General features: G+C 64.6%; 26 protein-coding genes. 8 read left to right on the plus strand and 18 right to left on the minus strand.

Annotation, left to right across the window (positions count from 1 at the left end; all coding sequences use genetic code 11):
• Positions 1-12 precede the first annotated feature (12 nt).
• The gene (locus tag ACVIGB_RS08045; RefSeq protein ID WP_092114434.1) at positions 13-1047 is read right to left on the minus strand and encodes a 5-oxoprolinase subunit C family protein; all 1035 of its coding nucleotides are present in this window, start codon (positions 1045-1047) and stop codon (positions 13-15) included.
• A complete protein-coding gene (gene pxpB, locus ACVIGB_RS08050; protein ID WP_092114435.1) occupies positions 1044-1775 on the minus strand; it encodes a 5-oxoprolinase subunit PxpB in 732 nt (243 codons plus the stop codon). Before pxpB ends, ACVIGB_RS08045 begins: the two co-directional genes overlap by 4 nt.
• 212 nt (positions 1776-1987) lie before the next feature.
• On the opposite strand from pxpB, the gene ACVIGB_RS08055 reads away from it, so the two are divergent.
• Both ACVIGB_RS08055 and ACVIGB_RS08060 read left to right on the plus strand, forming a co-directional pair.
• A complete protein-coding gene (locus ACVIGB_RS08055; protein ID WP_456723130.1) occupies positions 1988-2686 on the plus strand; it encodes a ribonuclease activity regulator RraA in 699 nt (232 codons plus the stop codon).
• A gap of 23 nt (positions 2687-2709) precedes the next feature.
• The gene (locus ACVIGB_RS08060; protein ID WP_092114437.1) at positions 2710-3114 is read left to right on the plus strand and encodes a (R)-mandelonitrile lyase; all 405 of its coding nucleotides are present in this window, start codon (positions 2710-2712) and stop codon (positions 3112-3114) included.
• 161 nt (positions 3115-3275) lie between these two features.
• Here ACVIGB_RS08060 and ACVIGB_RS08065 read toward each other — a convergent pair whose 3' ends face one another.
• Positions 3276-4082 (minus strand): DUF2147 domain-containing protein, encoded by an 807-nt coding sequence (locus tag ACVIGB_RS08065; RefSeq protein WP_456723129.1) that lies wholly within the window; start codon positions 4080-4082, stop codon positions 3276-3278.
• 185 nt (positions 4083-4267) lie between these two features.
• On the minus strand, positions 4268-5041 hold the full coding sequence (locus tag ACVIGB_RS08070; protein ID WP_456723128.1) for a transporter substrate-binding domain-containing protein: 774 nt from the start codon (positions 5039-5041) through the stop codon (positions 4268-4270).
• Positions 5042-5127: 86 nt separating this feature from the next.
• Between ACVIGB_RS08070 and ACVIGB_RS08075 the strand changes: the two genes are divergently transcribed.
• Positions 5128-5652, plus strand: coding sequence for a DUF1993 domain-containing protein (locus ACVIGB_RS08075; RefSeq protein ID WP_456723127.1), 525 nt, complete (start codon positions 5128-5130; stop codon positions 5650-5652).
• Positions 5653-5668: 16 nt separating this feature from the next.
• On the opposite strand, the gene ACVIGB_RS08080 is transcribed toward ACVIGB_RS08075, so the two are convergent.
• The 7 genes from ACVIGB_RS08080 to ACVIGB_RS08110 all read right to left on the minus strand — a co-directional run bounded on the left by ACVIGB_RS08080 (position 5669) and on the right by ACVIGB_RS08110 (position 13379).
• Entirely contained in the window at positions 5669-6346 is a 678-nt protein-coding gene (locus ACVIGB_RS08080; RefSeq protein WP_456723126.1) for a hypothetical protein, read from the minus strand.
• 91 nt (positions 6347-6437) lie between these two features.
• Complete coding sequence (locus tag ACVIGB_RS08085) at positions 6438-7862, minus strand: amidase (protein ID WP_456723125.1); 1425 nt, start codon at positions 7860-7862, stop codon at positions 6438-6440.
• Positions 7863-7931: 69 nt separating this feature from the next.
• On the minus strand, positions 7932-8921 hold the full coding sequence (locus ACVIGB_RS08090; RefSeq protein ID WP_456723124.1) for a hydroxyacid dehydrogenase: 990 nt from the start codon (positions 8919-8921) through the stop codon (positions 7932-7934).
• A 30-nt stretch (positions 8922-8951) separates the two neighbouring features.
• Complete coding sequence (locus tag ACVIGB_RS08095) at positions 8952-10052, minus strand: ABC transporter ATP-binding protein (protein WP_456723123.1); 1101 nt, start codon at positions 10050-10052, stop codon at positions 8952-8954.
• A 20-nt stretch (positions 10053-10072) separates the two neighbouring features.
• Entirely contained in the window at positions 10073-10984 is a 912-nt protein-coding gene (locus tag ACVIGB_RS08100; RefSeq protein WP_092114443.1) for a carbohydrate ABC transporter permease, read from the minus strand.
• Positions 10984-11922 (minus strand): carbohydrate ABC transporter permease, encoded by a 939-nt coding sequence (locus tag ACVIGB_RS08105; protein ID WP_456723122.1) that lies wholly within the window; start codon positions 11920-11922, stop codon positions 10984-10986. The genes ACVIGB_RS08100 and ACVIGB_RS08105 overlap by 1 nt, the downstream gene beginning before the upstream one ends.
• Positions 11923-12038: 116 nt before the next feature.
• Complete coding sequence (locus ACVIGB_RS08110) at positions 12039-13379, minus strand: ABC transporter substrate-binding protein (protein ID WP_092114445.1); 1341 nt, start codon at positions 13377-13379, stop codon at positions 12039-12041.
• 455 nt (positions 13380-13834) lie between these two features.
• Between ACVIGB_RS08110 and ACVIGB_RS08115 the strand changes: the two genes are divergently transcribed.
• On the plus strand, positions 13835-14572 hold the full coding sequence (locus tag ACVIGB_RS08115) for a Spy/CpxP family protein refolding chaperone (protein ID WP_456723121.1): 738 nt from the start codon (positions 13835-13837) through the stop codon (positions 14570-14572).
• Positions 14573-14834: 262 nt separating this feature from the next.
• On the opposite strand, the gene ACVIGB_RS08120 is transcribed toward ACVIGB_RS08115, so the two are convergent.
• From ACVIGB_RS08120 to ACVIGB_RS08130, 3 genes are read right to left on the minus strand one after another with little or no spacing between them, the layout of a single operon-like run.
• Positions 14835-15236, minus strand: a complete 402-nt coding sequence (locus ACVIGB_RS08120) for a VOC family protein (protein WP_456723120.1) — start codon at positions 15234-15236, stop codon at positions 14835-14837.
• A 24-nt stretch (positions 15237-15260) separates the two neighbouring features.
• Positions 15261-16448 carry an acyl-CoA dehydrogenase family protein gene (locus ACVIGB_RS08125; RefSeq protein ID WP_456723119.1) on the minus strand — a complete coding sequence of 396 codons (1188 nt, stop codon included), beginning with the start codon at positions 16446-16448 and terminating at the stop codon, positions 15261-15263.
• Between the two features lie 11 nt (positions 16449-16459).
• Positions 16460-17791, minus strand: a complete 1332-nt coding sequence (locus tag ACVIGB_RS08130; RefSeq protein WP_456749127.1) for an MFS transporter — start codon at positions 17789-17791, stop codon at positions 16460-16462.
• A 343-nt stretch (positions 17792-18134) separates the two neighbouring features.
• Between ACVIGB_RS08130 and ACVIGB_RS08135 the strand changes: the two genes are divergently transcribed.
• Together ACVIGB_RS08135 and ACVIGB_RS08140 are read left to right on the plus strand one after the other, a co-directional pair.
• Positions 18135-18386, plus strand: a complete 252-nt coding sequence (locus ACVIGB_RS08135) for a PilZ domain-containing protein (protein WP_092114450.1) — start codon at positions 18135-18137, stop codon at positions 18384-18386.
• An 82-nt stretch (positions 18387-18468) separates the two neighbouring features.
• The gene (locus ACVIGB_RS08140; protein ID WP_456723118.1) at positions 18469-19200 is read left to right on the plus strand and encodes an adenylate/guanylate cyclase domain-containing protein; all 732 of its coding nucleotides are present in this window, start codon (positions 18469-18471) and stop codon (positions 19198-19200) included.
• A 143-nt stretch (positions 19201-19343) separates the two neighbouring features.
• On the opposite strand, the gene ACVIGB_RS08145 is transcribed toward ACVIGB_RS08140, so the two are convergent.
• Positions 19344-21413, minus strand: a complete 2070-nt coding sequence (locus ACVIGB_RS08145) for an ATP-dependent helicase (RefSeq protein ID WP_456723117.1) — start codon at positions 21411-21413, stop codon at positions 19344-19346.
• A 112-nt stretch (positions 21414-21525) separates the two neighbouring features.
• Here ACVIGB_RS08145 and ACVIGB_RS08150 point away from each other — a divergent pair, with 112 nt between their 5' ends.
• Complete coding sequence (locus ACVIGB_RS08150; protein WP_092114453.1) at positions 21526-21783, plus strand: hypothetical protein; 258 nt, start codon at positions 21526-21528, stop codon at positions 21781-21783.
• A gap of 160 nt (positions 21784-21943) precedes the next feature.
• Here the strand turns inward: ACVIGB_RS08150 and ACVIGB_RS08155 are convergent, their stop codons facing one another.
• Entirely contained in the window at positions 21944-22198 is a 255-nt protein-coding gene (locus ACVIGB_RS08155; RefSeq protein WP_092114454.1) for a hypothetical protein, read from the minus strand.
• Positions 22199-22300: 102 nt separating this feature from the next.
• Positions 22301-22501: a DUF3072 domain-containing protein gene (locus ACVIGB_RS08160; protein WP_229166414.1), complete on the minus strand. Its 201-nt coding sequence runs from the start codon at positions 22499-22501 to the stop codon at positions 22301-22303.
• Positions 22502-22562: 61 nt separating this feature from the next.
• Between ACVIGB_RS08160 and ACVIGB_RS08165 the strand changes: the two genes are divergently transcribed.
• Positions 22563-22883 (plus strand): hypothetical protein, encoded by a 321-nt coding sequence (locus ACVIGB_RS08165; RefSeq protein ID WP_092114455.1) that lies wholly within the window; start codon positions 22563-22565, stop codon positions 22881-22883.
• A 364-nt stretch (positions 22884-23247) separates the two neighbouring features.
• Here ACVIGB_RS08165 and ACVIGB_RS08170 read toward each other — a convergent pair whose 3' ends face one another.
• Positions 23248-25203: a PAS domain S-box protein gene (locus tag ACVIGB_RS08170; protein ID WP_456723116.1), complete on the minus strand. Its 1956-nt coding sequence runs from the start codon at positions 25201-25203 to the stop codon at positions 23248-23250.
• Between the last annotated feature and the right edge of the window lie 95 nt (positions 25204-25298).

Consider the following 25298-nt stretch of genomic DNA (forward strand, 5'->3'; position numbering starts at 1 on the left):
TTCGTATTTGATTCAGGGTAGCGCAACTTGCCAGGTCGACACATCGACGGCGCTGACGGCCTGACCCGCGACATTCGCATCCCGCAGCGCCTCGATGTTGAGGCCAAAATCGTCGATGCCGCGGAGGCGGTCGGACAGGGAATGCAGCAGCGCGTGGAACTTGATCGCCTCGGCCTGCGCTTCCGCCATGGTCACGGCCTTGAAGCGGAACGGCCGGCCGGCGGAGGTCTGCGCGAAGCGGCCAAGATCGGCCGTGATCACGGTCGCGATCTTTGGATAACCACCGCTGGTGCCGCGGTCCGGCATCAGCACGATCGGCTGGCCGTTGCCGGGCACCTGGATGCTGCCGTTGACGGTGCCGTCGGAGACGATGTTGTGGCCGTCGCGGTGCTTGATGACAGCTCCTTCGAGCCGGTAGCCCATGCGGTCGCTGGTGGCCGAGATTTTCCACTCGCTGTCGAGGAACAGCTGCTTGTTTTCCTCGGTGAATTCGTCGTCCTGCGGGCCGAATACGACGCGGATCGGCGCGTCGATGGCGGCCGGCAATTCGATGCGGCGCTCAGTGGCGCCGCTCGCAGCTTTTGTCTTCAACTCGTCGCCGCTTTGCAGCGGCCGCGGGTAGGGGCTGCCGAGCCCGGCCCGGGCGTTGACGGCGAGGCTGCCGAACATCGGCTCGCCTTCGATACCGTGCTCGATCGCGAGATAGCTGAACGAGCCGCCGCGCGCAAAACCGAGATTGAGCGTCTCACCTTCGGCGAGCGTTGCCGAACTGTCGAAGGCGACCGGCCGGCCACCGATGTCCGCATTGCGCGATGCGCCGGCGAGCCCGACGCGCACGGCACCGCCACGCGCAGTGAAGGTGGCGCCGAATGGACCGATCTCGACCGCGGCGGCGAACGGCTCATTGCCGACCAGCGTGTTGGCGGTCGCCAGCGAAAGCCGGTCCATCGCGCCGCTCGGCGTCAGGCCATAGCGCTGCGAGCCCGGACGTCCGCCGTCCTGCACCGAGCTCGCCGGGCCGATCGAGGTGACGACGAGCTTGCTCATGTCGTCACCAGTTCTGCGACGAACTCGCCAGCCTCGGCGGCGCGGTCCTGTTCGGCAAAGGTCTTGGCATCCACTGCCGTGAAGCTGACGGCATCGCCGGGCTCCAGCAAGAAGGTCGGATCGCGATGCAATTGGTAGGTTCGCACTGGAGTGCGGCCGAGCAGGTGCCAGCCGCTCGGGCCGGCGAGGCACTGCACGCCGGTCTGGATGCCGCCGATCGAGATGGTGCCGGCAGGGGTCACGAGCCGTGGCTCCTTGCGCCTTGGTAAATGCAGGAACTTGTCCAGCCCGCTGAGATAGGACCAGCCGGGCGTGAAGCCGATCATGGCGACGCGATAGTCGCCGGCGGCATGGCGCGCGACGATGTCATCGGGCGTGGTCTGGAGCGCCTTCGCCACATCCTCGAGATCGATGCCGTGCTCACCGCCATAGGTGATGGGGATCCGCCAGCGCCGCGTTCCGCTTTCGGTCGGCGGTGCCTTGGCGGCGCGCGCAAGCAGCTGCTCGCCGAGCGCATCGAAGGTGATCTGCACGGGATCGTAATGCACCAGCAGGGACCGGTAGGTCGGCACGGTCTCGGTGATGCCGGCGATCGGCTCGGCTGCGATCACGCGGTCGAGCGCGAGCACCCGCCGGTTGGCGGCGTCATCGATGGTGCGGCTGAATTCCACCGTGATGGCGCTGTCGCCACTCGGCAAAAGGCGGGGAGGACTTATGGGTTCGGCCATCGGCTCAAGCAGATTGGGTCGGCCATCAAGCTAGCGTGTTTCGATTCAAAACGGAATTCGCTTCGTGCAAAATGATGCAGCAACTTCAATAAATTAATCGGCATGCCGGCGATAAATTTGGATGATCGGAGCTTTTCGCGCAGCCCTTGACGCAGGGCCTTCGCCCGGCAACATGCGCCGGTCTTTTCCTCCCATCGGAGCAAGCTTTCCAGATGTCACTGTCCGCCGAAGCGATCGCGACGCTGTCGCACGTGTCCACCGCCACCATCACCACGGTCCTGCTCAAGAAGGGCCTGCGCAACATCTGGATGCGCGGCACCAAGCCCTTGAAGCCCGGGCAGAAGCGGTTGGTCGGACCGGCCTTCACGCTGCGCTTCGTGCCGGCCCGCGAGGATCTGGCGACGCCGGAATCCTGGTCGTCGCCGATCTCGACCCGTACCGCGATCGAGGCGATGCCGGCCGGCTGCATTGCCGTGGTCGATGCCATGGGCATCACCGATGCCGGCATTTTCGGCGACATCCTCTGCGCCCGCATGGTCAAGCGCGGGGTAACGGCGCTGATCACCGATGGGGTGGTGCGTGACGTCGAGGGCGTGCTCGGCACCGGCCTGCCGGTGTGGTGCGACGGCTACGCCGCGCCGCCGTCGGTTGCGGGCCTGACCTTCGTCGGCTGGGGTGAACCGATTGGCTGCGGAGGCGTTGCCGTGTTTCCGAACGACGTGGTGGTGGCCGACCAGGACGGCGCGGTGCTGATCCCGCAGGCCTTCCTTGACCAGGTGCTGGCCGAGGGACCCGAGCAGGAGCGGATGGAAGCCTGGATCGTCAGCGAGGTGAACAATGGCGCCCAGCTGCCCGGCCTGTATCCGATGAACGCCGAGACCAAGGCGCGCTACGCCGCATCCAAGAAATAACGTCAGGAGAGGGAGGTAACCCCATGGATATCCACGTTTCCGGCTCGCGGCCGACACGCCGCGCGCCGAAGGAGAACTTCACCGGCAGCGTGCTGCAGGACCCGATCAACATGGCGCCGGCGCCGGCCCGGCTGAATGCCTCGCGCGTGTCGTTCGAGCCTGGTGCGCGTACCGCCTGGCACACCCATCCGCTCGGGCAGACGCTGTACGTGATATCAGGCATCGGCCGCGTGCAGGCCAAGGGCGGTCCGATCCGGGAGATCCGCCCGGGCGATGTCGTCTGGATCCCGCCGAACGAGAAGCACTGGCACGGTGCTTCGCCTGACAACAGCATGACCCACATCGCCATGCAGGAGGCGCTCGACGGCGTCTATTCGACCTGGATGGAGCACGTCACCGACGAGGAATATAACGGCAAGCTCGGCTAAAGCCGACGTAGCAAGCCAAAGGAAAGCCCCGCGCGCTGCGGGGCTTTTTTGTTGCTCGTATGCGTAGCCCGGATGGAGCGAAGCGTAATCCGGGGCGATCTGTCCCGCGGTGACAACCCCGGATTGCGCTGCGCTCCATCCGGGCTACGACTTGCAGCTAATCAGTTCACCCGCGTCCAGGTCTGGCCGCCGCAGAACATGCCGCCGAACGCACAGCCCTGGACGCGCAGCGTGTCGGGGCTCTTCAGTGCGATCGTGGAATCGTAGGTGCTGCCGCTGTTCGGATCGAAGATGCGGCCGCTCCATTTGTCCTTGCCCGGTTTCATGTTGATTAGAACCTGCTCGCCGTTGGCGTTCGATTTCTTGTCGACCGAATAGCCGCAGAGATTGGCGCCGCATTGTTCGATGCGGACTTTGCCTTCCTTCTCTTCCGTCAACCAGATGCCGAGCGGCGAATTGGCTGCTTGTACGGGGTTCGCCGCCGGCTTGGGTGCAGGCGATACGGCGCCGACCGTTGGCGCTGGGGTCGGCTTTGCCGACGCCGGCGCGGCGCTTTGCTGCACGATTGGCGGCGCGGGTGGTGGCGGCGGTGTGGTCGCTACCATAGCCGGAGCAACGCTCGTGTTCGCCGGCTCTGTCGTTGTTGCTGTCGGCGCCGGTGCCGCCGAAGCAGCCGCCTGATCAACGGCAGTCGGAGAGGGGGATGCAGCAGCCGCGGGTGACGCGGCAGGCATGGACGGAGAATCCGTCCTGGCGTCCGTCGGCGCCGCCTCGTGCTTCTGCTCGGCGTCCTTGTGCTTGGCGCGCTTGGTGCTGCGGCCGGTATTGTCATAGACACCGGGGATCGAAACCGTTCCACGATCGGGATCGATCCGAATGGTGCGGCCGCCGTAATCGAACGTATATTGCGCCTGCGCTGTCGCCGTGCTGGCCAGCACAAGCGTGGCGATCGCCAGAAGCTTTCTCATCTCGACCTCCAGTGTAGGGAATCCCGTTCGCGAGGCTATTTGGTGGCTGCCTCGCTGAACGTGCCCCAAATCACGGTCAGAACATGAGTCGTGCCCTCGCGCCCTAGGTTCAAATCACTGGATTGCGATCGGGTTCAGGCCGTGCGCATCAATTTGCGGCACGCGAGCAGTGAACTTGACGCAGCCTATTCAAACCACGCGGCATAGATCTTCGCGTAGCTGCCGTCTTCGCGCGCGATGTGGAGCCACTGGTCGACGAATGCCTTCAACGCCACGTCGCGCTGCATCCAATAGGCCTTTTCCGCGAAGTCGAACGGCTTGTCGGGATGCACGGCGCAGAGCACGCCGGGATGCAGCTTCTGCTGATAGCGCGTCTCGGACGCGTCGGTCATCATCAGGTCGGCGTCACCCTTGGCGATCTCGTCGAAGATTTTGGTGTTGTCATTGAAGACACGGATGTCGCCGGTCTTCACGTTGGCGCGCGCAAAACGCTCGTTGGTGCCGCCGGGATTGACGATGACACGGGTGCCGGGCTTGTCGATCTCGGCGATCGTCTCAAACTTGCCCTTGTCGGCGCAGCGCGCGATCGGCGTCTTGCCCTCGCGCATGATCGGTGTCGAGAACAGACCCTTCTTCTGCCGGTCGAAGGTGATGGAGACGCCGCCCATCGCGACGTCGAAATTGTCAGCCTCGAAATCCTTCATCATCTGCGGCCACGATGTCGGCACGAACTCGACCTTGACGCCGAGCGCCTTGCCGAGCGATTGCGCCATGTCGACGTCGAAGCCGCGAAACGCCTTCGTCTCCTTGTCGAGCGCCGTGAAGGGCAGGTAGTCGCCGGTCATGCCGACGCGCAGCGTGCCGCGCTTGACGATCTCATCGAGCCGGGACGGCGCCGGCTGCGCTTGCGCGGCAGAGACAAGCAAGGCGAGAGCGAGGCCGGCCAGCGCGCGAAACATCAGACTTCTCCGTCAATTTCGATGACATGTCGTTGCGGACCATTTAGACCAGACGAGACGATCAGGCCAGTACAGCGGGCGCAACAGTGACCATCTCGCTCCACGAAGCATCCGTCGGCGTCTATGTGCGGTATCTGCGCAATCTTTCCGCGCTGCTCGATCATGCCGAGGCCCATGCCGGGGCGCGCAAGATCGATCCAGCCGTCCTGCTCGACATGCGGCTTTCGCCGAACATGTACAGCCTTCGCCAGCAGGTCGGTGAGGCGAACCGGCATGTCGTCCTGAGCTGCGCGTTGCTGGCGGGGTGCGCGCCGCCGGTCTTCGCCGACACGGCGCCCGGCATCGCCGGACTGAAAGCACAGATTGCGGCCACGATTGATTTTGCGCAGGGCCTGCCGCGGGAGGTGATCGACGCCGCCTGCGACAGGGACGTCGTATTTACGTTCCGGAGCGGCGCGACCAGACCATTCACCGGCAAGTCCCTGATCCTGTCCTTCAGCGTACCGCAGTTCTTCTTCCATGTCGCAACGGCCTACGACATCCTGCGCCATGCCGGCGTCGATCTCGCGAAGAAGGATTTTTTGGGATCACCGAGGCCGCCGCTGGGCTAGAGCGTTTTCGAGCGATTCAATCAGGACCGAAGTTCTCGGCCTCGTGGCGATCCCTGCTCGCCTGAAGGGCGGCCGCCGTGCGGCTGACGATCTCGTGCTTGAAATGCTCGAAGCGCCGCCGCGCTTCGGCCTCGCGATCGTCGACGAATTTGATCGCGGCGTCCCTGTCCATGGGGCCGTTGACCAGCGGGGTCGATCCTTCGCCGACGGTCTCGTCGACATAGTATTGGGCGCCGTCCTCGCGCACCGTCCAGCGGAAGCGCAGCGCGGCCATCGGGCCTGGTCCGGACTTGGAATAGCCATTGGCCTCGATCGGCTGGGGCGGCTGGATCGGCTCTGGCTCCGGCACGCACGGCTCGGGTTCGTTTGGTTCGGGCTGCTCGACCAGCAGCTCGGGCTCCTCGATCGGCGGAGGCTCGACCGTCGTCGGCTCGGCAGGCGCGGCGTCCATCGACTCAGTGTTGATGGACACGGCCTCGACGGTGACGACCTCGACTGATGATGGCAGGGGCGGTGGCATCGCTATCGAGACCGGCGGCTCCTCGACGGGCTCGGATGCATTGTCCGCCGTCTCGTCGGACGACTTGGTGTCGGACGACTTGTTATCAGACGACTTGGACTTCTCCGGAGGCGTCGTCGTCTGATCGAGAATGCTCGCGATTGCGGCGAGCGCATTGTCGGTCGGGTCACTCACGGTTTGGTCTCCCAGGCATGACGCCGGCGGAATCGTGCCGACGCCCTTCCTATCTACCTGATTGGACTGCCCTTTGTCGCGCCCGATTGAGCTAGGCGCAGACCGGCGGATGCCGGTCCTTCCAGGGACGAGCCTGTTCGAGCTGACCGGCCAGGCGGAACAGCAGTCCTTCCTCGCCGAGCTTGGCCGCGAACATCATGCCGAGCGGAAGACCGGCCTTGTTCCAGGCCAGCGGCACCGACATCGCCGGCTGCCCGGACATGTTGAACATCGAGGTGCCCGGCATGTAGCGGCGCAGCACCGGCGCGATGTGGCTCAGGTCCTCGGACATAGTGTTCAGCTCGCCAATGCGAAGCGGCGGCGCGCACAGCGTCGGGCTGAGGAAGATGTCGCAGCCCTCGAAGAAGGTCGCGAGCCCGCGCGAGATTTGGAACGCTGCAAGCTGCGCGGCGACGTAGTCGGCGGGGGTCATCTTGACCGAGTTCTGGCCGCTGGCGAGCGTCAGCCGCTCGACATCGTCCGAGGTCAGCGTGCGCCCGACCCGCTGCTCGAGCAGGCGGATCGTCAGCGCCGTGTTGCCGCCGACGATGGTCGTCATGACCGCGGCGGGATCGGCGGCAAGCGGTGGCGCGCGCTCCTCGACATGATGGCCGAGGCCCGCCAGTAGCTTGGCGATGTCGCGGACCGCCGCGGCGATCTCGGGATCTACAGCATCGCCATAGGGCGACTTGTCGGTGAAGCTGATGCGCAAATGGCCGGGGTCGCGGCCGACCTCCTGGGAAAACGGCCGCTCCGGCGGCGGCGCGACGTAGAGGCTCGACGGCTCCGGACCGTGGATCGCATCCATCATGACCGCGCTATCGCGGACGCTGATGCTCAGCACATGGCCGACGGAGAAGCCGCCCCAGCCTTCGCCGCGATCTGGACCGCAGGGGTTGCGGGCGCGCGTCGGCTTCATGCCGAACACGCCGGAGGCGGAGGCGGGGATCCGGATCGAGCCGCCGCCGTCGCTTGCATGCGCGACGGGCAGGATGCGCGCGGCGACGGCAGCCCCCGCGCCGCCGGACGAGCCGCCGGAGGAATGCTCGAGATTCCAGGGATTGCGGGTCGGGCCGAATAGACGGGATTCCGTCGTCGGCATCAGGCCAAATTCCGGGCTCGCGCTCTTGCCGAAGATCGCAAGACCCGCATCGAGGAAACGCTGGGTCAGCGTGCCATTGTGATCGGCAACGAAGTCCTTCAGCAGGCTGGCGCCCGACGTGGTGCGGGTGCCCTCGAGCAGGTCGAGATCCTTCAGCAGGAACGGTACGCCGGTGAAGGGGCCGTCAGGCAACCCCTTGGCGATCTGGCGCTCGGCGTAGTCGTAGTGCTTGACGACGATCGCGTTGATCTTCGGATCGACGGCGGCGGTGCGCGCAATCGCCTCGTCGAGCAGCTCCTTTGGCGTGACGTCCCTCTTGCGGACGAGCTCGGCGAGACCGACCGCATCGTGGTTGCCGAATTCCTTGAAAGCCATGTGCATGCTCCGCATCGCCGGGCCGACCTCGCTGGATCGGCCGCGGCGCCAACGAGAAAGGCTGAAAGCTCAGCCGAGGACGTCCTGATTGATCACGTTCTGGCGCAGCGGATTGCCGTCCAGCACGCTCAGGATATTGCGCGCGGTCTGCTCGCTCATGCGATCGACAGCCTCGACGGTCACGCCGGCAACATGCGGTGCCATGATCACATTTGGCAAAGCGTGCAGGGGCTGGCCGAGCGGCGGAGGCTCGACCTCGAACACGTCGAGGCCGGCGCCGGCGAGCTTGCCCGACACCAGCGCGTCGTACAGCGCCCTCTCGTCCACGATGCCCCCGCGGGCGGTGTTGATGAGGTAGGCGGTCGGCTTCATCAGCCTGATCCGCGCGGCGTTGAACAGGCCGACCGTTTCGGGCGACTTCGGGCAATGGATCGTGACGAAATCCGCCCGCGGCAGCGCCGCTTCGAGACTCGGCACAGCCTCACAGCCGGTCGCGGTGATCTCGCCGGCCGCCTTGTAGGGATCGTAGACCAGCACATTCATTTCCATCGCGAGGCAGCGCTTGGCGGTGCGGGTGCCGATGCGGCCGAAGCCCACGATCAGGACCGTCTTGCCGTAGAGGTCGAACGGCAGCGCGCCGAGACGGCTCGCCCAGGTGCCTTCCTTGACCATCGCGTGCATTTCCTGCGCGCGCTTGGCCAGCGTCAGCATCATGAACAGGGCGTGCTCTGCGACCGACGGCGAGTTCGCGGTGCCCGCCACCATCAGCGGCACCTTGCGGCGGGACAGCGCCGGCACGTCGACGGCGTCATAACCGACTCCGATCCGGGTCACCACCAACATGCCCTTGGACGCTTCCAGCTCCGCCTCGCCGAAGCGGGTCGCGCCGAGCGCCACGCCATGAACCGGCGCATGCTGCTCCAGCATCGCCTGGAAGTCCTTGGCCGAGATCAGGTTGGGAAATTCGACGAGTTCTACATCATCCCGTTCATTGAGGAGGGCCCGTGCCCCCGGAGACAGAGTCTGGGTGATGAAAATCTTCTTCTTGTTGGTAGCCATTTCCTGCCCTTGAGGTTTCTTTGTGCGCCGTCAAAGCACGGCGCCGGTCACCTCGTTTAGCAAATGCATATTGTTGAGGTCCACAGCCAATCGGAGCGGGCTGCCATCCCGCGCGCCGGCATTGGGATTGACCCGGCCGCAAAGCTGGGAGCCCTCGAGCGTGAAGTAGACCAGCGTCTCCATGCCCATCGGCTCCGTGACGTCGAGCACCGCGTCGAACGGCTCAATGCCGGGCTCGGCATGCGGCCGCGCCTCCATGACATGCTCGGGCCGCAGACCCAGCAGCAGCTTGTCGGTGCGGGAAAGGGCCTGGTAGCGGGCGGCGCGCGCCGGCGGCAGCGGGAAGGAGAGGCGATCGGTCAGCCGAACGTTGAGCTTGCCGCCGACGTCCTCGAGCCGGCACGGCACGAAATTCATCGCGGGCGAGCCGATGAAGCTTGCGACGAACCGGGTCGCCGGCTTGTGATAGAGCTCGTTGGGCGTGCCGATCTGCTCGATCTTTCCGTGGTTCATCACCACCACGCGGTCGGCCAGCGTCATCGCCTCGACCTGGTCATGGGTGACGTAGACGGTCGTGGTGCGGACCTTCTGGTGCACCTTCTTGATCTCGATCCGCATCTGCACGCGCAGCTTGGCGTCGAGGTTGGACAGCGGCTCGTCGAACAGGAACACCTTCGGGTTGCGCACGATCGCGCGTCCCATCGCGACACGCTGGCGCTGGCCGCCGGAGAGCTGCTTCGGCTTGCGGTCGATCAGATCGGTGATGTCGAGCATGCGGGCAGCTTCCGTGACCCGGCTCTTGATCTCGGCCTTGGGATAGTGCTTCAGCCGCAGCCCGAACGACATGTTCTCGGCGACGGTCATGTGCGGATAGAGCGCGTAATTCTGGAACACCATTGCGATGTCGCGGTCCTTCGGCGGCACGTCGTTGACGACGTCGCCGCCGATCATGATGTCGCCGTCGGAAATGTCCTCGAGGCCGGCGATCATCCGCAGCGTCGTCGACTTGCCGCAGCCGCTCGGCCCGACCAGCACCACGAACTCATGGTCGGCGATGTCGAGGTCGATGCCACGCACCGCCTCGACCTCGTCGTAACGTTTCACCACCTTGCGCAAACTGACGTCGGCCATGAATCCTACCTTTGTCGCGTTCAACCCTTTGTCGCACCGGCGGTCAGGCCGGCAATGTAGTAGTCCATCAGGAAAGCGTAGATGATCAGCGGCGGCGCGGCGCCGAGCAGGGCGCCGGTCATGATCTGCCCCCAGTTGAAGACGTCACCCTTGATCAGGGTCGTGATGATGCCGACCGGCAGCACCAGCTGATCGGTCGAGGTGGTGAACACCAGGGGATAGAGGAACTGGGCCCAGGAGACGGTGAAGGCAAAGATCGTCGCCGCGATCAGGCCGGGCAGGGCGACCGGGATGAAGATCCGGGTCAGCGTCTGGAACCAGCTCGCGCCGTCGATGATCGCGGCTTCGTCGAGCTCCTTCGGGATCGAGGCGAAATAGCCGATCATGATCCAGGTGCAGAACGGCACTGTCAGCGTCGGATAGATGAACAGCAGCACGTACCAGCGATTGATGAGCTGAATGCCGGTCCAGTCGCCGATAACCGCGAACATCTTGAACAGCGGGATGAACAGCAGGCTGTCCGGAATGAGGTACGTCAGGAACACCCCGGTTGCGAGCGTCGCCGAGCCCCAGAATTTCATCCGCGCCAGCGCAAAGGCCGCCGGCACGCTGATCAGCATCGTGATGGTGACCACGATGATCGAGACCCAGGCCGAATTCCAGAAGAAGCGCAGGAACTGGTTCGAGGTCAGCAGCTGAATGTAGTTCTCGAGTGTCGGGTGGTACACCCACCACGGATTGGTCGCTGCCGAGATCTCCGCGCTGCCCTTCAGGGAGGTGATCAGCATGTAGAGCGGCGGCACCAGCGAGAAGATCGCAAACAGCGTCAGGAAGAAATAGGACCAGCGCAGCGCCCAGGTCCGGTCGCGGCTCATGCTGCCGTACTTGACCTTGCGGGTCGGTCCGGACTTGTCGATTGTCACCGTGCTCATCAGGATTCATTCCCGCGTTTGGTGATGTCGCGCAGGATGAAGATCGCCGCGACCGCGAGGATCGGCACCATGAACAGCGAGACGCTGGCGCCGAGCGGAATGTCGCTGCCCTCGATGCCGACGCGGAACGCCCAGGTGGCGAAGATGTGGGTATGGTCGAGCGGCCCGCCCGCGGTCAGGATGCGCACGATGTCGAAATTGGCGAAGGTCACGATCAGCGAGAACAGCGTCGTGATCGCGATGATGTTGCGCATCATCGGCAGGGTCACGTACCAGATCCGCTGCCACCAATTGGCGCCGTCGATCGCGGCCGCCTCATAAAGCTGCTCGGGCACCGATTTCAACGCCGCCAGATACATGATCATGAAGAACGGCGCGCCGTACCAGACGTTGACCAGGATCACCGAGAAGCGCGCCCACATCGCGTCGCCGGTCCACGGGATCGGCCCAAGGCCGAAGAACGCAAGCGTGTAGTTGAAGGCGCTGTAGGACGGGTCGAACAGCCACAGCCAGGCCAGCGTGCTCATGGCCGGCGGGATCACCCATGGCACCAGCAGCATGCCGCGCCATTTGCGCTGCTTGTTGGCGGGGACATTGTGCACGAAATGCGCGACGATGAAACCGATCAGCGCTTTGAAGACCACCGCCGAGATCGCGAAAATGCAGGATTGCTTGACCACCAGCCAGAAGGTCTCGCGCTTGAACAGGAACTCGAAGTTGCCAAGGCCGACGAACTTGGTCATCGCCTTGTTCAGCGTCGCCAGATGCAGCGAGTAGATGGCCGGATAGATCACCAGCACGCCGATCAGGAGGATCAACGGCAGCGCCATCAGGAACGCGGACATCGACTTGCGCCGCAGCGCGTTGCGCAGACCGGTGCGCCGTCGCCCTGCCGGGGCCGCGGCTGTACGGTTGGATTGGAATGCGACGTCAACCATAACGCAGGTCCCTCGCGCGGGTTGGTTGCACGGCTCGCCGGTTCGGCGGCCGGGATGTGAAGACGAGACCCCGCGCGGCCGGCACTACGGACGGTCGCGCGAAAGCCCGCTCGTCGTCAGCTTCGCATGAAGCCTTCGCACTCGCCCTCGGCCCAGGCGAGCGTCTTTTCCATGCTTTCACCCTGGTAGTAGCGCAGGCACATCTTGGTCAGGGTGGCCTGGAAGTAGATCTGCTGCGCGACCTTGGGCGGGGCAGGCGAGGCCGCCATCGACAGCGTCTGGTGCTTGAAGGGGTTCGGGTAGTGGTAGAGCGTGCCCTTGGGCGGCCCTACCTCTTCCCAGATCTTCAAGGTCGTGAGCTTTTCGTAGGCCGGCAGGTCGTAGCCGCCGCTCGCGACCACCATCTTCTCGATCGATGCCGGTTGCGACAGATGGGACAGCAGGCTCTTGGCCGCTTCCTTGTTCTTCGAGAACGACCAGATCGACCAGAAGAACGGCAGATAGGGCGCGAAACGTCCCTTGGGTCCGGCAGGGAATCCGTGGGTCCAGCATTGCTCCGCGACTTGCGGGGCATCGCGCTTGGCGACCGCCCACGCGCTCGGCGGGTTCATGATCATCGCACCTTTGCCCGCGACCAGCCACTTGTTGTTGGAGGCATCGTCCCATGCGGCAACGTCGGGCGGCAGGAACGCCAGCAGCTTCTTGTAGAATTCGAGCGACTGGCGCACCGCGTCGGTCTTGACCGTGAGGTTGCCCTTGGCGTCGACCAGCTGCGCGCCGAACGAGTTGAAGATCGCGCCGGCGGTGTCGACATTGTCGCTGGTCTCGCCGAGACCGATGCCGAACGGGAAGCCGGCCTTGTGGCAGGCTTCGGCCGCCTTGAGAAACGTATCGAGGGTCCAGTTGTCCGCCTTCGGCGGGCTTCCGGCCGGATACATCTCCTGGACGTCGATGTTGGCGTACTTCTTCATCAGATCGATGCGCGAGCAGGGGCCCTTGATCTGGCTGCCGACGCTGGCGGGAACGCCGAGCCATTTGCCGTCGGCCTGGCCGAGATACTTCACCGTGCCGTTGACGTCGCCGTTCAGCTTGAGGAGCGGGTCCATGATGTCGTTGACCGGCTCGAGCAGTTCCGCATTGGCCTGTGGCCACCATGTCGGCATCTGGAAGATATCGTGACCGGATTTCGCCTGCGCCTCGGCGGCGATGGTGACGATGTTCTTGTTGCCCTGGCTGGTGATGTAGTCGATCTGGACCTCGACCTTTTCCTTGGCGGCCCATTCATTGACCAGCTCGGTGGAGGCACTGTTCGCGCCCGGCACCCAATGATCCCAGAATCCCATCGAGAGCTTTCCGGCTGCGTAGGCGCCACGTACGTAGGGGGCTGTAATGAGCGCCGCCGATGACAGCGCTGTCGCTGCAACGAATTCTCGGCGCGAAAGCTTCTTCCGTGACATGGCATTCCCTCCCTGGTAGCCGACGGACAAAAGACTTTTTGAATCCCGTTGTTGTTTTTGTGCGTCGCGTTTGCGCGACGTCGCGGGATTTCATTCACACTGATCAGAACAGAATTGCCGGCTGCTGTCGAGAAACGAGATGCCTATGCCAAGTAGTACTAACGTTGTGGTCAAATCGCAGGCAGTGTCATCAGCATCACTACAGTTGCCCCGTGGTTTGCCGTGCGTCCAATGATCATGCTGCGACGCACGCGGAGCTTGGCGCGACGATGCTCGCGGACGGTGCGCGGTTGAGCCGCAGCTTTCCGGCCACGCCTCACCGAGCCGTGTTCCGTCATGTTGATGGCCAGCGCGACCGATAGACTTGCCGAAGCCGGAAACGATAAACTCCGGATTCGTCGAACTTGCCCGCCGCGTCAGTCCTGCAATCCACCATCGATCACGGAGACCCGATCATGCTCATCCCGGTAGCGAAGCTGCGAGCGCAATGGAGGTTGTGCGCCGCGGTTGGGGCCGCCGCCGTCACGCTGCTTGCAGTGCCTCATATGGTCGATGCGCAGATCGTGCAGGGCGTCGAAAACGGCGCGCGCGAAGGCAACAAGGCCGCCGGACCGGTTGGCGGAGTTTTGGGTGGCGCGATCGGCGGCGTTGTCGGGGTGGTGACAGGCGTAACCGGGGTGTTGACCGGCAACAATGCCGGAAACGGCAAGAACGCCCAGCCTCCGGCGTCCAGCGACAAACAGGGCGCCAAGGCCGCCAAATCGGCCAAGGCTGCCGCCAAGGACAAGGGTGCGAAACAGGCGCCGACCGTGCTGACCCAGGCCGGGGCGCCGCAGCTCACGGCCGAACAGATCGTCGCCAACAGCGACGCCAACATCGAGCGGATCAAGAAGGAGCTCAACCTGACGCCGGAGCAGGAGAAGAATTGGGCCGGCTTCAACAGTGCGATGCACTATCTCGGGCACAATGGCGCCGACCGCCTCAACCTGCGCATTGCGCGCGCGCAGCGCGATCCGCCTGACGACATCATCGAGCAGATGCGCAACGAGGCCCAGTTCCTCAATGACCGCGCAGTCGATCAGCGCGGCGTCGCCGACGCTGCCGAGCCGCTCTATGCGAGCCTCGACGACAAGCAGAAACAAATCTTCATCAACGAAATGGTCCGCCTCAGCCACGAACGCGGGCTCGACTAGAGCCATTTCCCACGGCGAAGTGGGGACGAATAGCCGGGCCACCAGGCCCTGGGGTAGGTTAAAGGCGCAGCACCCGGCTATTCTGCCGCAGCGGCGCGGCCCGGTTAATTCGTCATTCAATGTTGAAGAAAAACGGACCGGATCACGCCCGAGTGATGGCCGAGTCAGGGCCTTTGTCGGGGACCGTTTTGCTGAGATGAAAATTTGGCCGGCACATGCGCCGGCCAATTGTTGAGCAGCGGATAATCCGGCGAAGACCGGTTCAGCTCTTCGGGAAGTTCAGCTCCACGCCGACGCCGTCGGGATCGTAGAGGAAGATCTGGGTGTCGCCGGTGCGCGGCACGATCTGCTCACGGAAGCTGACGTTCTTCGCCTGCAGGCGCTTGCGCACGCCGTCGACGTCGGTGGCGGCGAAGGCGATATGATCGAGCCGCCCGGTGTCTTCATATTTCTTCGCTGTGCCGCGCACCACGATGCCGTCGCGCGGCTTGCGCGTGCCCATTAAATGGACAGTGGCCTGGCCGCCGGAATAGAGCCAGTAGCCGGGGAAGTCGAGCGGCGGACGATCGCCATTCTCGAGCCCGAGCACATCGCAATAGAACGCCTTGGTCTTCTCCAGGTCCTGCGGTTCGATCGTGAAATGCTGTAGTCCACCCAGTGGCATGGTTCTTCTCCCTGCGAAATCGGGTTAAACGAAGCTGAGGTCGGCATCGACGCCCAGCATCCAGGCGCCGACGGTCTCGAAATGGCTGAAGCGGCCCTGCAATTGCTGGGTCACGGTGTGGATGTCGCGGAACCGCCGCTCCAGCGGATGGCCGTCGAAGATCGCGGTGGCACCGGCCGTGTTGTAGGCGAAGTCGACGGCTTCCCGTGCCTTGTGGATGGCGTGCGTCGCCGCCATCCGGATCGTCATGCGCTGCGCGACCGTAATGCTGTGGCCGGCAACCAGGTCCTGCCAGATATCCGCCATCGACTGCAGTAGGAAGGCGCGGGCGGCGCGCAGATTGACCTCGGCCTGGGCGAGGCCGGACTGCACCACGGCATTGTCGCGCAGCGTCTTCTTCATGCCGCGCGGCACCTTGTTGCGGGCGACGTCGACGAAATTGTCCAGCGCACTGCGCGCGATGCCGCAGGCGACCCCGGCGAAGCCGATCTGGTAGCAGGTGTGGTTGCTCATCCGGTACAGCGGACCATTCTCGCGGCATTCGCGATCGAACTCGCGGGTGATCGAATGGTCCGCGCGGACGAAGACGTCGTTGAGCGCGAACTGGTCGCTGGCGGTGCCGCGCAGCCCGACCGTGTTCCAGATGTCGGTCCATTCGACGTCTTCGGTCCGCACCAGCATGGTGCGCTCGACCTGCTCGCCATTGGCGTCGCGGCGCGGCGAGCCGTCGGCGGCATAGACCGGGCAGTGGGCGCCGAGCCAGGTGGCGTGCCGTCCGCCTGATGCAAACGACCAGACCCCGGTGACGCGGTAGCCGCCCGCGCACTCGATCGCCTTGACCTTCGGGCCGGGTCCCCAGGCCAGCACGGCGCGCGGGTCGGCAAACACCTCCTGCGCGACCGCCAGGTCGAGATAGGCCGCCGACATGGCACAGCCGCCGGCCTGGCTCAGGCACCACGCGGTCGAGGCATCGGCCTTGGCGATGGTCTCGATGACATGGAAAAAGGTGAGGGGATCGGTCTCGATCCCCTCGGTCGAGCGCGGCAACAGCAGGCGGAACAGCCGCGCCTCATGCAGCCGGTCGAGCAGATCGGGCGGCAGGCGGCGCGTCGTCTCGATCTCGTCGGAGGCGGCCGCAACCGCGTCCCTGATCGCCTCGGCGCGGGCGATTACGTCGCGATCGCCGGCAAGATCGGCAGAAGTCACGGTCATGTCGGCCTCCCTCAGGCGCGCCGGATCGTCGCGGAGGCCGCGACGTCAGCCGTCGCGTTGAGCTCCTTGTCGATCTGCTCGATCGACTTGCCCCGGGTCTCGAGCCCGAAGAACAGATAGACCGCGCCCGCCATCAGGAACCAGCAGCCGAGGTAGACGAAGGCGGTCGGGATCTGGGTCAGCGGCACATCCGGCTTGAGGTAGTTGTTCGAGCCGACGATCAGGGCAAGCCCGACCGGTCCGATGATCTTGCCGATCCCGCCGAAGCCGTAAGCCGATCCCATGCCGGTGGTGCGCAGATGCGATGGCCAGACCTCCGCGGCATAGGGCCCGACGATCGCAAAGCCGCCGTCGGCGAAGAAGAACGCGGCGCCGAGCAGCAGCCAGAACGCCGACATGCCGAACAGCGTCGCGTCGTAGTGATAGCCGGCAATGATGGTCAGCGCGCCGGCGCCGAAGCCGAGCAGGCCGCCGGCGATGCGCCGTCCCAGCAGTTCCGAGAAGTAGGAGAACGAGATGCGTCCGAGGAAGCCGGTGATGCTGAGCAGGATCATCATCTTGGCGGCCTCCTGCGGCGTGACCTTCAAGAGCAGCACGAACAGCGCGGGCGCCCACAGCGTGATGCCGTAGACGCCGGTCTGCGCCCCGGCATTGCCGAGCCAGGAGACGATCAGGCTGCGCGGATATTTGAACAGGTCGAACCAGCTCGTCTTGACGATCGGGCCGGCGTCGGCCGCGCTCGGCAACGGCAGCTCCGATGGCGGCACCTGCAGCGCCCAGGCCAGCGACTTGCGGGCTTCGTCATAGCGTCCCTGCCGGCACAGCCAGCGCGGCGACTCCGGAACCCAGAGCCGGACCAGCAGTACCAGGACAGCGGGCAGCACGCCGATCGCAAACAGCAGCCGCCACTGATCAGTGCCCATGATCGCGCCCAGCACCGCGCCGAGCCCGACACCGAGCGGGATCACGCAGGTCACGAGCCCGCCCACCCAGCCGCGTTTGTGCGAGGGCATGAACTCCTGCACCAACGGCAAGTCGACACAATAGAGCCCGCCGACGCCGGTGCCGACAAAGAAGCGCAGGATCGCCAGATAGACCCAGCCATTGTCGGGCGTGAAATAGAGCAGGCCGGTCGCGATCGAGAAGTTCAGGACAGTGCCGATGAAGACGATGCGGCGCCCGACCCGGTCGGCGAGCCAGCCCCACAGATAGGCGCCGAGGATGGCACCTATGCCGGAACTCATCAGGACGGTGGCCGACTGGCCAAAGGTGAGTTTCCACGGCCCGATCAGGAACGCGAGCACAAAGCCGATCAGGAAGTAGTCGAAAGAACTCCAGCGCATCGCCGATGATGGCCGCCGCAAGGATCTTGATCTGGTTGCCGGTCAGAGTCGTCCGGCGATCGAGAATCTCGAACATGGCGCGTCTCCCCATGGCGCCAGTTCGTTATTGTTGGGAGCGTGCGTCGCGCCAGCGCATCGCCCATAGGGTGAGGCTATCCTCGCGCTGTCGCGAACGGCAAGCCCGCACCGACGCGGGGCTCATCTGCACGGGCGCGATAAGCAATTCGGCTTACTGCTGCGCACAAATCGTGGTGCGAAAGCCTGATGCAAGCCGTAGGAGCCGTTGACTCCTGCAATGCCGATCGCCCACGTTTGCGTGAGGAAAGCTTAAGGGGGAGGCCGGGTGGACGAAAAGCGCAAGTATCCGCGAACCGAGGTCAATGAACCCGGCTATGTCTCGTCGGGCGGTTCGGTTATGCATTGCACGATCGTGAACATGTCGCCGGAAGGGGCGGCCATCGAGGTCGAGAATCCGGCCTTCGTCCCGCACAGATTCCGCCTCGTGATGGCCCGGGACGCCTCGGTCGTCCATGAGTGCCAGGTGATCTGGAGCAAGAAGACGCGGATTGGAGTGAGTTTCGTGACGACCGCCTGAGCGCGGCAATCTCGTGGGGACGCCATGACCGACGGAGCCAGGGTGGGGTGGTTTCGTTGCTGGAACAGCAGGTGACACGCCGATGACTCCAGAACCCGTAACGATCTGCCTTGGCTGCTGGCAAAACCTGCATATGCCGATCCCGCTGCGCGGCCCGTTGTCGGCGCCGTTCCGCCTGTTCGGTGTCCGGCCGAGCCGTATGAATCCGAACACCTGCACGATCTGCGAGATGGCCTTCTCGAAGATCATGAAGGCACGCGCCGTGACCATCGACGCCACCATCCTGTTCGCCGATCTGCGCGGCTACACCACACTGACGCAGACCATCGCGCAGGACGGGCTGACATCGCTGCTCGATGCGTTCTACGACGACTGCGCCGCCGCGATCTGGCGCTATGACGGCATTCTCAACAAGACGATCGGCGATGCCGTGTTCGCGATCTTCAATTTTCCGGTGCGGCGGGAGGATCATGCCGTGCAGGGCTTGCTGGCAGCGCGCGACATCCAGCGCCGTTTCCAGGAAAGGCACGACGCCCTGGTGCGGACGATCGGCGCCGGCGACATCGAGCTCGGCATCGGCATCGGGATGGACAGCGGCGACACCAATTTCGGAGAGTTCGGCCAGACCCACCGCGACCTGACGGCGGTCGGCACGGTGGTCAATCGCGCGGCACGCGCCCAGGCGATGGCAAAATCCGGCGAGATCCTGGTCACGACGGCCGTGCGCGACCGAACCCGCGACATGATCACGGCGGCCGGTTCCGATCACGTGCTGAAGGGTTTTGACCAACCGGTTAAATTATTTCCTGCGTGAATTGACGCGGCGCAAAAAAGACGGCTCCAGCGCGGAGCACCGCGCCGAAGCCGTCGGGATGGTCGTTTGCCGATTACGAACAGCCCCTCAACGCGAGGCGGGCCGCTTCGTTCCTGCCGTCAGCAAGATTTTTCGGGCCGGCGTCAGCGCCACATGCCGCGCATCCGGGCGCCGATATCGATCGGCGGGGCGCGGCTGGCGGACGAGGCCTGCCCGGCGGCGGCGCGCGGCCAGCTGGTCCGCTCGAACATCGGCAGCAGCCGCTCCGGGATGAAGCGGGTGCGCGAGGCGTACATGTGGCGGTCGCCCTTGGCGGCCTGGCCGTGGACGAAAAAGCGCTGCGGCACCAGCAGATGCAGATCATCCTTGGCGCGGGTCATGGCGACATAGAGCAGGCGGCGCTCCTCCTCGAGTTCAGCCGACGTACCGGCCCCGAGATCGGAGGGCATGCAGCCGTCGACGACGTTGAGCACGTAGACGGATTTCCATTCCTGCCCCTTGGCGGAGTGAATGGTCGACAGGATCAAATAATCCTCGTCGAGCAGCGGCACGCCGGCCTGGTCGCTGGTCGCGTCGGGCGGATCGAGCGTGAGCTCGGTGAGGAAGCGTTCGCGCGACGGATAGCCGGCGGCGATCTGCTCGAGCTGAATAAGGTCGGCGCGGCGGACCTCGCTGTCCTCGTGGATCCGATCGAGATGCGGCTCGTACCAGAGGCGCGCGCGTTCGATGTCGACGGGCCATTCCGAGTAGCGAAGGTTCTCGATCGCTTCGACGAACAGCCGCCAGTCGGCGCCGGCGCGGGGCGGGGCAGGCAGCGCCACGAGTGCTGCGATCGGATCGGCGGCTTCTGCCATGCGGTCGAGCACGCGCTGCGCCGAGGCCGGCCCGACGCCGGGCAACAGATGCAGGATGCGAAAGCCGGCGACCCGGTCGCGCGGATTGGCGGTGAAGCGCAGCAGCGCCAGCATGTCCTTGACGTGCGCGGCATCGAGGAATTTGAGGCCGCCAAATTTCACGAAGGGAATGTTGCGGCGGGTCAGCTCGACCTCCAGCGGACCGCTGTGCGAGGAGGTGCGGAACAGCACCGCTTGGTGCTTCAACAGCGCGCCTTCCTCGCGATTGGCCAGCACCTGCTCGACGATGTAACGGGCTTGATCAGCTTCGTCGCGGATCGTGACGAGCAGCGGCTTGCGGGTCGAGGTCCGGTCGGTCCACAGGTTCTTGGTGAAGCGTTCCTTGGCGAGCGAAATCACGCCATTGGCTGCCGCCAGGATCGGCTGCGTCGAGCGATAGTTGCGGTCGAGCGTGACGATCTCGGCGGCCGGGCTGAACTGCGCCGGGAAGTCGAGGATGTTGCGCACGGTCGCGGCGCGGAACGAGTAGATCGACTGTGCGTCGTCGCCGACGACGGTGAGCCCGCGTCCCGCCGGCTTGAGCGCGAGCAGGATGGAGGACTGCAGGCGGTTGGTGTCCTGATATTCGTCGACCATCACATGGTCGAAGCGGCCGCCGATCTCCTCGGCTAGGGCCGTATCCGTCACCATTTGCGCCCAGTAGAGCAGGAGGTCGTCGTAATCGAGCACGTTCTGCCGCTGCTTGGCTTCGACATAGGCCGCGAACAATTGCTTCAACTCGCTGGCCCAGCCGGAGCACCACGGGAAGAACTGGCCCAGCACGGCCTCGATCGGCATCTCCGCGTTCACGCAGCGCGAATAGATCGCAAGGCATGTGCCTTTGGTGGGAAACCGGCTTTCGGTGCGGGAGAAACCGAGATCGTGGCGGACCAGGTTCATCAGGTCGGCGGAGTCCTCACGGTCATGGATCGTGAAGGCCGGGTCGAGGGCGATGCGTTCGGCGAATTCGCGGAGCAGTCGCGCGCCGATGCCGTGGAAGGTGCCGGCCCAATTCAGCGCATCGGTCATGATCGAGGCGCGATCGCCGAGCACGCGCCGCGCGATGCGTTCGACGCGGCCGGCCATCTCGGCGGCTGCGCGTCGCGAAAAGGTCATCAACAGGATGCGGCGCGGATCTGCGCCTGCGACGATCAGATGCGCGACGCGATGGGCGAGCGTATTGGTCTTGCCGGAGCCCGCGCCCGCGATCACCAGCAACGGGGCGCCGACGATGCCATCCTTGCCGACCCCGTGCACGACGGCGCGGCGCTGCTCGGAATTGAGCGCATCGAGATAGGCTGTGTTGGCAAGATCAGGCACGAATCACCCCCACGAAACGCTAACAGACATTGCGATTCCGTGGAGCCGGCGCACCTCTATGGGAGCAGAGAAATTAGATTGACATTAACGCGCCGCGGAGCACAACCGCGCCATGGGTGATGTTTCCAAATCCGACACGCCGCTAAAGGCGACATTCAGAGTGCGGCTGAACGGCGAGACGGTGACGCTCGCGACCGTCGGTCAGGCCTACCGCTTCATCAGCAATCTCAGCGCCGTCGAATGGATGGAGTTCCGCTCACTGCATGACGACGCGCTGGTCGCGCTGGAGCGAGCGGCGGGTAACGCCATGCTGACGGTGCAAGCAACCTCCGCGCTGCGGATGCTGTTCGTCCGCGCCAAATTGCTCTGAAAAGAAATGGGCCGCCTTGGCCCTCCGCGGCGGCCCGAGAGTGCGGCCGAAGCGCATTGCGCACCCGGCCGTCGCGTGTACCGCCGTTACCTTGTTTGCGGCCATAACGAACGGGCCTTACGAAAGGCGCGCCGATTCGGCTGTAGCTGCAACACCACAATCAGTGGCCGACGTCGTCGACGAGGCGGTCGTACACAAGGGCAGAGCGCAGGTTCATCGTTGCGATCCTCAGATAGCTGGGTTCGCGCATCGCGTTGTTGAACATCATGATCGCCGTCTTCCAGTACCCGCGCTCGCGCTGATCCGCGCTCAATGCTGACAGGTAGTCCGCCGCGTCGCCGACGGTCGCGAGTGTTCGCCCGTCTCTCAGCGTGATCGGGAACGCAAGCGGCGACCGCTTCTCCAGCTCCAGCACGAAAGGCTCCCCCAAAAGGCAAACCGCAATAACAGAACAGACCTAGCTGCCCCGCTATATCAAAGCCTTAAGGGAGTGTCCGGGTCGGTCGGGTTGGGCGGTTCAGAAGGAATCCGCCAGTGCGATCTCCGCCCGGAGGGCATCGATGCGCCGTTCGGCTTCCTCCGACGTCAGGTCGCGTGCGTACTGGTTCGGCTGATAGGCCTCCTCGGCCAAGGTCCGCAACCGCAGCGCCTGGGCACGCGACATCAGCCCGCCAAGCCGCTCCGCAACCCCGCCAAATCTCACCGCTGCCATGCTCATCGCTCACCTCGCTTGCCGGATCGTGACTTGACAATATGTTCTATTTTTGTTCTAACAAGGCATGGACAACAAGATCAATGAAATTCGTCGCAAGATCAGCACTTTGCGGGCTGAGATGAGCCTGGTCGAGGCGTCGATCCGGGATCAGGTCAACCGTGATCTGGATTGCAGCGAAGCGTCCTACCGGCTGATGGCGATGCGCGCCGAAGTGGCCGAACTCATCGGCCGGTGGAAGGCCGCCGGCGGCGGCGAGCGCCTCCCCACGGTGCGGGAGCGGCTGAGCCGAAGCTTTGCGGATCGTGCCGTTGCGGCCGGCAAGCCGGCTCCCGACAAATCGGACAAAGGCAAGCTCAGTCCGGGCCAGAGCAACGCGAGGGTTTGATCGGTCCGCCCGAGCGGGAGGGCGCGTCACACACCGGCTCGAGTCCGAATCTGGTTTCGCGGCGGGAACCCTAGCCGCGGGTGGGCATTTTCTTGTGGTGAGAGCCAACACCATAGCATCGCCCAGCGCCATGATCGCCGATCCGACCGCACCACCGCGGGCATCGATGAATGACGATCGCAGCCCGTTGCTGACGCTGATCTCCTGCATCAGCTGCATCAGGACGATGCGGCTTGAGAGCAGCTCTCCGGGCAGTGAGGGCAGGGACATCCTTCAATATCGCTGCGAACAATGCAGCCGCATCGAACGGGTGCAATTGGTGCGGCGAACCTGGCCAGCGGACCGTTAGCCCTCCATTTGAAAATTACGACCGCGCTCTCGCCTTCCTAGGCAGATCTTCATCTGCCGGGAGATCGTCCGACACGCTTACGGAGCGTTGCCCCGTCAGCTTCGAGAGTTCGCGGCTGAGGTCTTGAATGCGGTACGGCTTGCGCAGAACCGGAAAGTCGGACCGCACGTTGCGCGCACTCTCGCTGTAACCCGTCGTCAGCAGGATCGGCAGCTCGGGCCTCCTGTCCCGGATCGTGCGCGCCAGCTTCAGCCCATCCATCTTGCCGGGCATCACGATGTCGCTGAACACCACGTCGACCCCGTTGGTCTCGATTTCCGATAAGGCAGCCTCTGCGTTCGAAGCCCAACGCACGGTGTAGCCGAGCTGTTCGAGCAGGCCCGTGCTCGCATCGGCGACCGCCGGATTGTCCTCGATCAGCAGGACCGTTGCGGAGCCGCGCACGCTGTCGCCCGCAGTCGTACCCGTTGCGGCCTCAGTCCCGCGCGGGAGGTAGATGCTGACCGTGGTGCCCTTGCCTAGCGTGCTTGCAATCTCGATCCGGCCGTCCGCCTGGTGGGCGAAGCCGTGGACCTGGGACAGTCCGAGGCCGGTCCCTTTGCCGACCGGCTTGGTGGTGAAGAACGGGTCGAAGACCTTGCTCAGCACATCCTGGGGGATGCCCTCGCCGGTATCGGCTACGCCGACGGCCACCTCGGTGGTTGCGGGTACGTTTCGGGCCGAGACCGTCAGCGTGCCGCCACTAGCCATCGCGTCCCGCCCATTGACGACAAGGTTGATCAGCGCGGTCTCGAATTCGTTCGGGTCGACGAAGATCGGCCAGATATCCGGCTGGATCTCCAAGTTCAGCTTGATCGCGCCGCCGAGCGCGCTGCTCAGCACCTCGCGCACCGCGGTGATCCTGTCGGCGACATCGATGGTCTGCGGGTTGACGCTCTGGCGGCGCGCGAAGGTGAGCAGCTGGCTGGTCAGGGATGCGGCGCGCTCGGATGCGGTTTCGATCGCGCTCAGGGCAAGCTGGCCGCGCTCGCTCGTCACCTCGCGCTTGATCCGGTGCAGATTGCCCGAAATGATCATCAGCAGGTTGTTGAAGTCGTGCGCGACGCCGCCGGTCAATTGGCCCAGCGCATCCATCTTCTGCGATTCAGCCAGCTGTCGCTGCACCAGTTCGAGCTTCTGCTGCGCCTCACGCCGCTCGGAAATGTCCCGCGTGATCTTGGCAAAGCCGACCAGGCTGCCGTCGCTGTCGCGGATCGGATCGATCACGACGCTGGCCCAGAAGAACGAGCCGTCCTTGCGGACCCGCCAGCCATCCTCCTCGTAGTGCCCGGTTTCTTCCGCGATCTTGAGCGCACGAGCCGGCTTGCCCGCGGCCTGGTCGGCCGGCGTGTAGAACCGCGCGAAGCTCTGGCCGATGATTTCGCTTGGCGAATAGCCCTTGATGCGCTCGCCGCCGGCGTTCCAGTTGGCGACGATGCCGGCCGGCGTCAGCATGTACAGCGCGTAGTCGGTGACATTGCTGACCAGCAGGCGGAACTGGCTTTCGCTGGCCTCGAGATCCGCGCGCGCCTGCCGGCGCTCGGCGATGTCGCGGGTGACCATCGCGTAGCCGACGAGCTTGCGCTTCTCGTAGATCGGATCGATGACGACGGAGGCGTAGAATTGCGAGCCATCCTTGCGGACGCACCAGCCCTCGGCCACGGCGTGCTTTTCCTTCCGCGCCATCCGCAACGCCATCGCGGGAAGGCCCGATGCACGATCCTCCTCAGGGTAGAAGACCGAGAAGTGCTTGCCGAGGATCGTCTTGGCCGGATAGCCGGTGATGCGCTCGGCGCCCTTATTCCAGTTGATCACCCGTCCATCGGGGGCGAGCGTGCAAATCGCATAGTCAATCGCCCCTCCGGCCAACAGGCGGAAGCTGCGTTCGCTTTCGAGAATGCCCCGCTTGAGCTGGTCTGACTTTTTAACCATCACCAATCCTGCCAACGCCGGGAACGTTCCGGGGAGGCCAATGTTCCAATGCGATCAAATGCGCCGATCGGGCCCAAGCAATATGAACGGCTTAC

The organism is Bradyrhizobium sp. USDA 4341, from assembly GCF_054063755.1.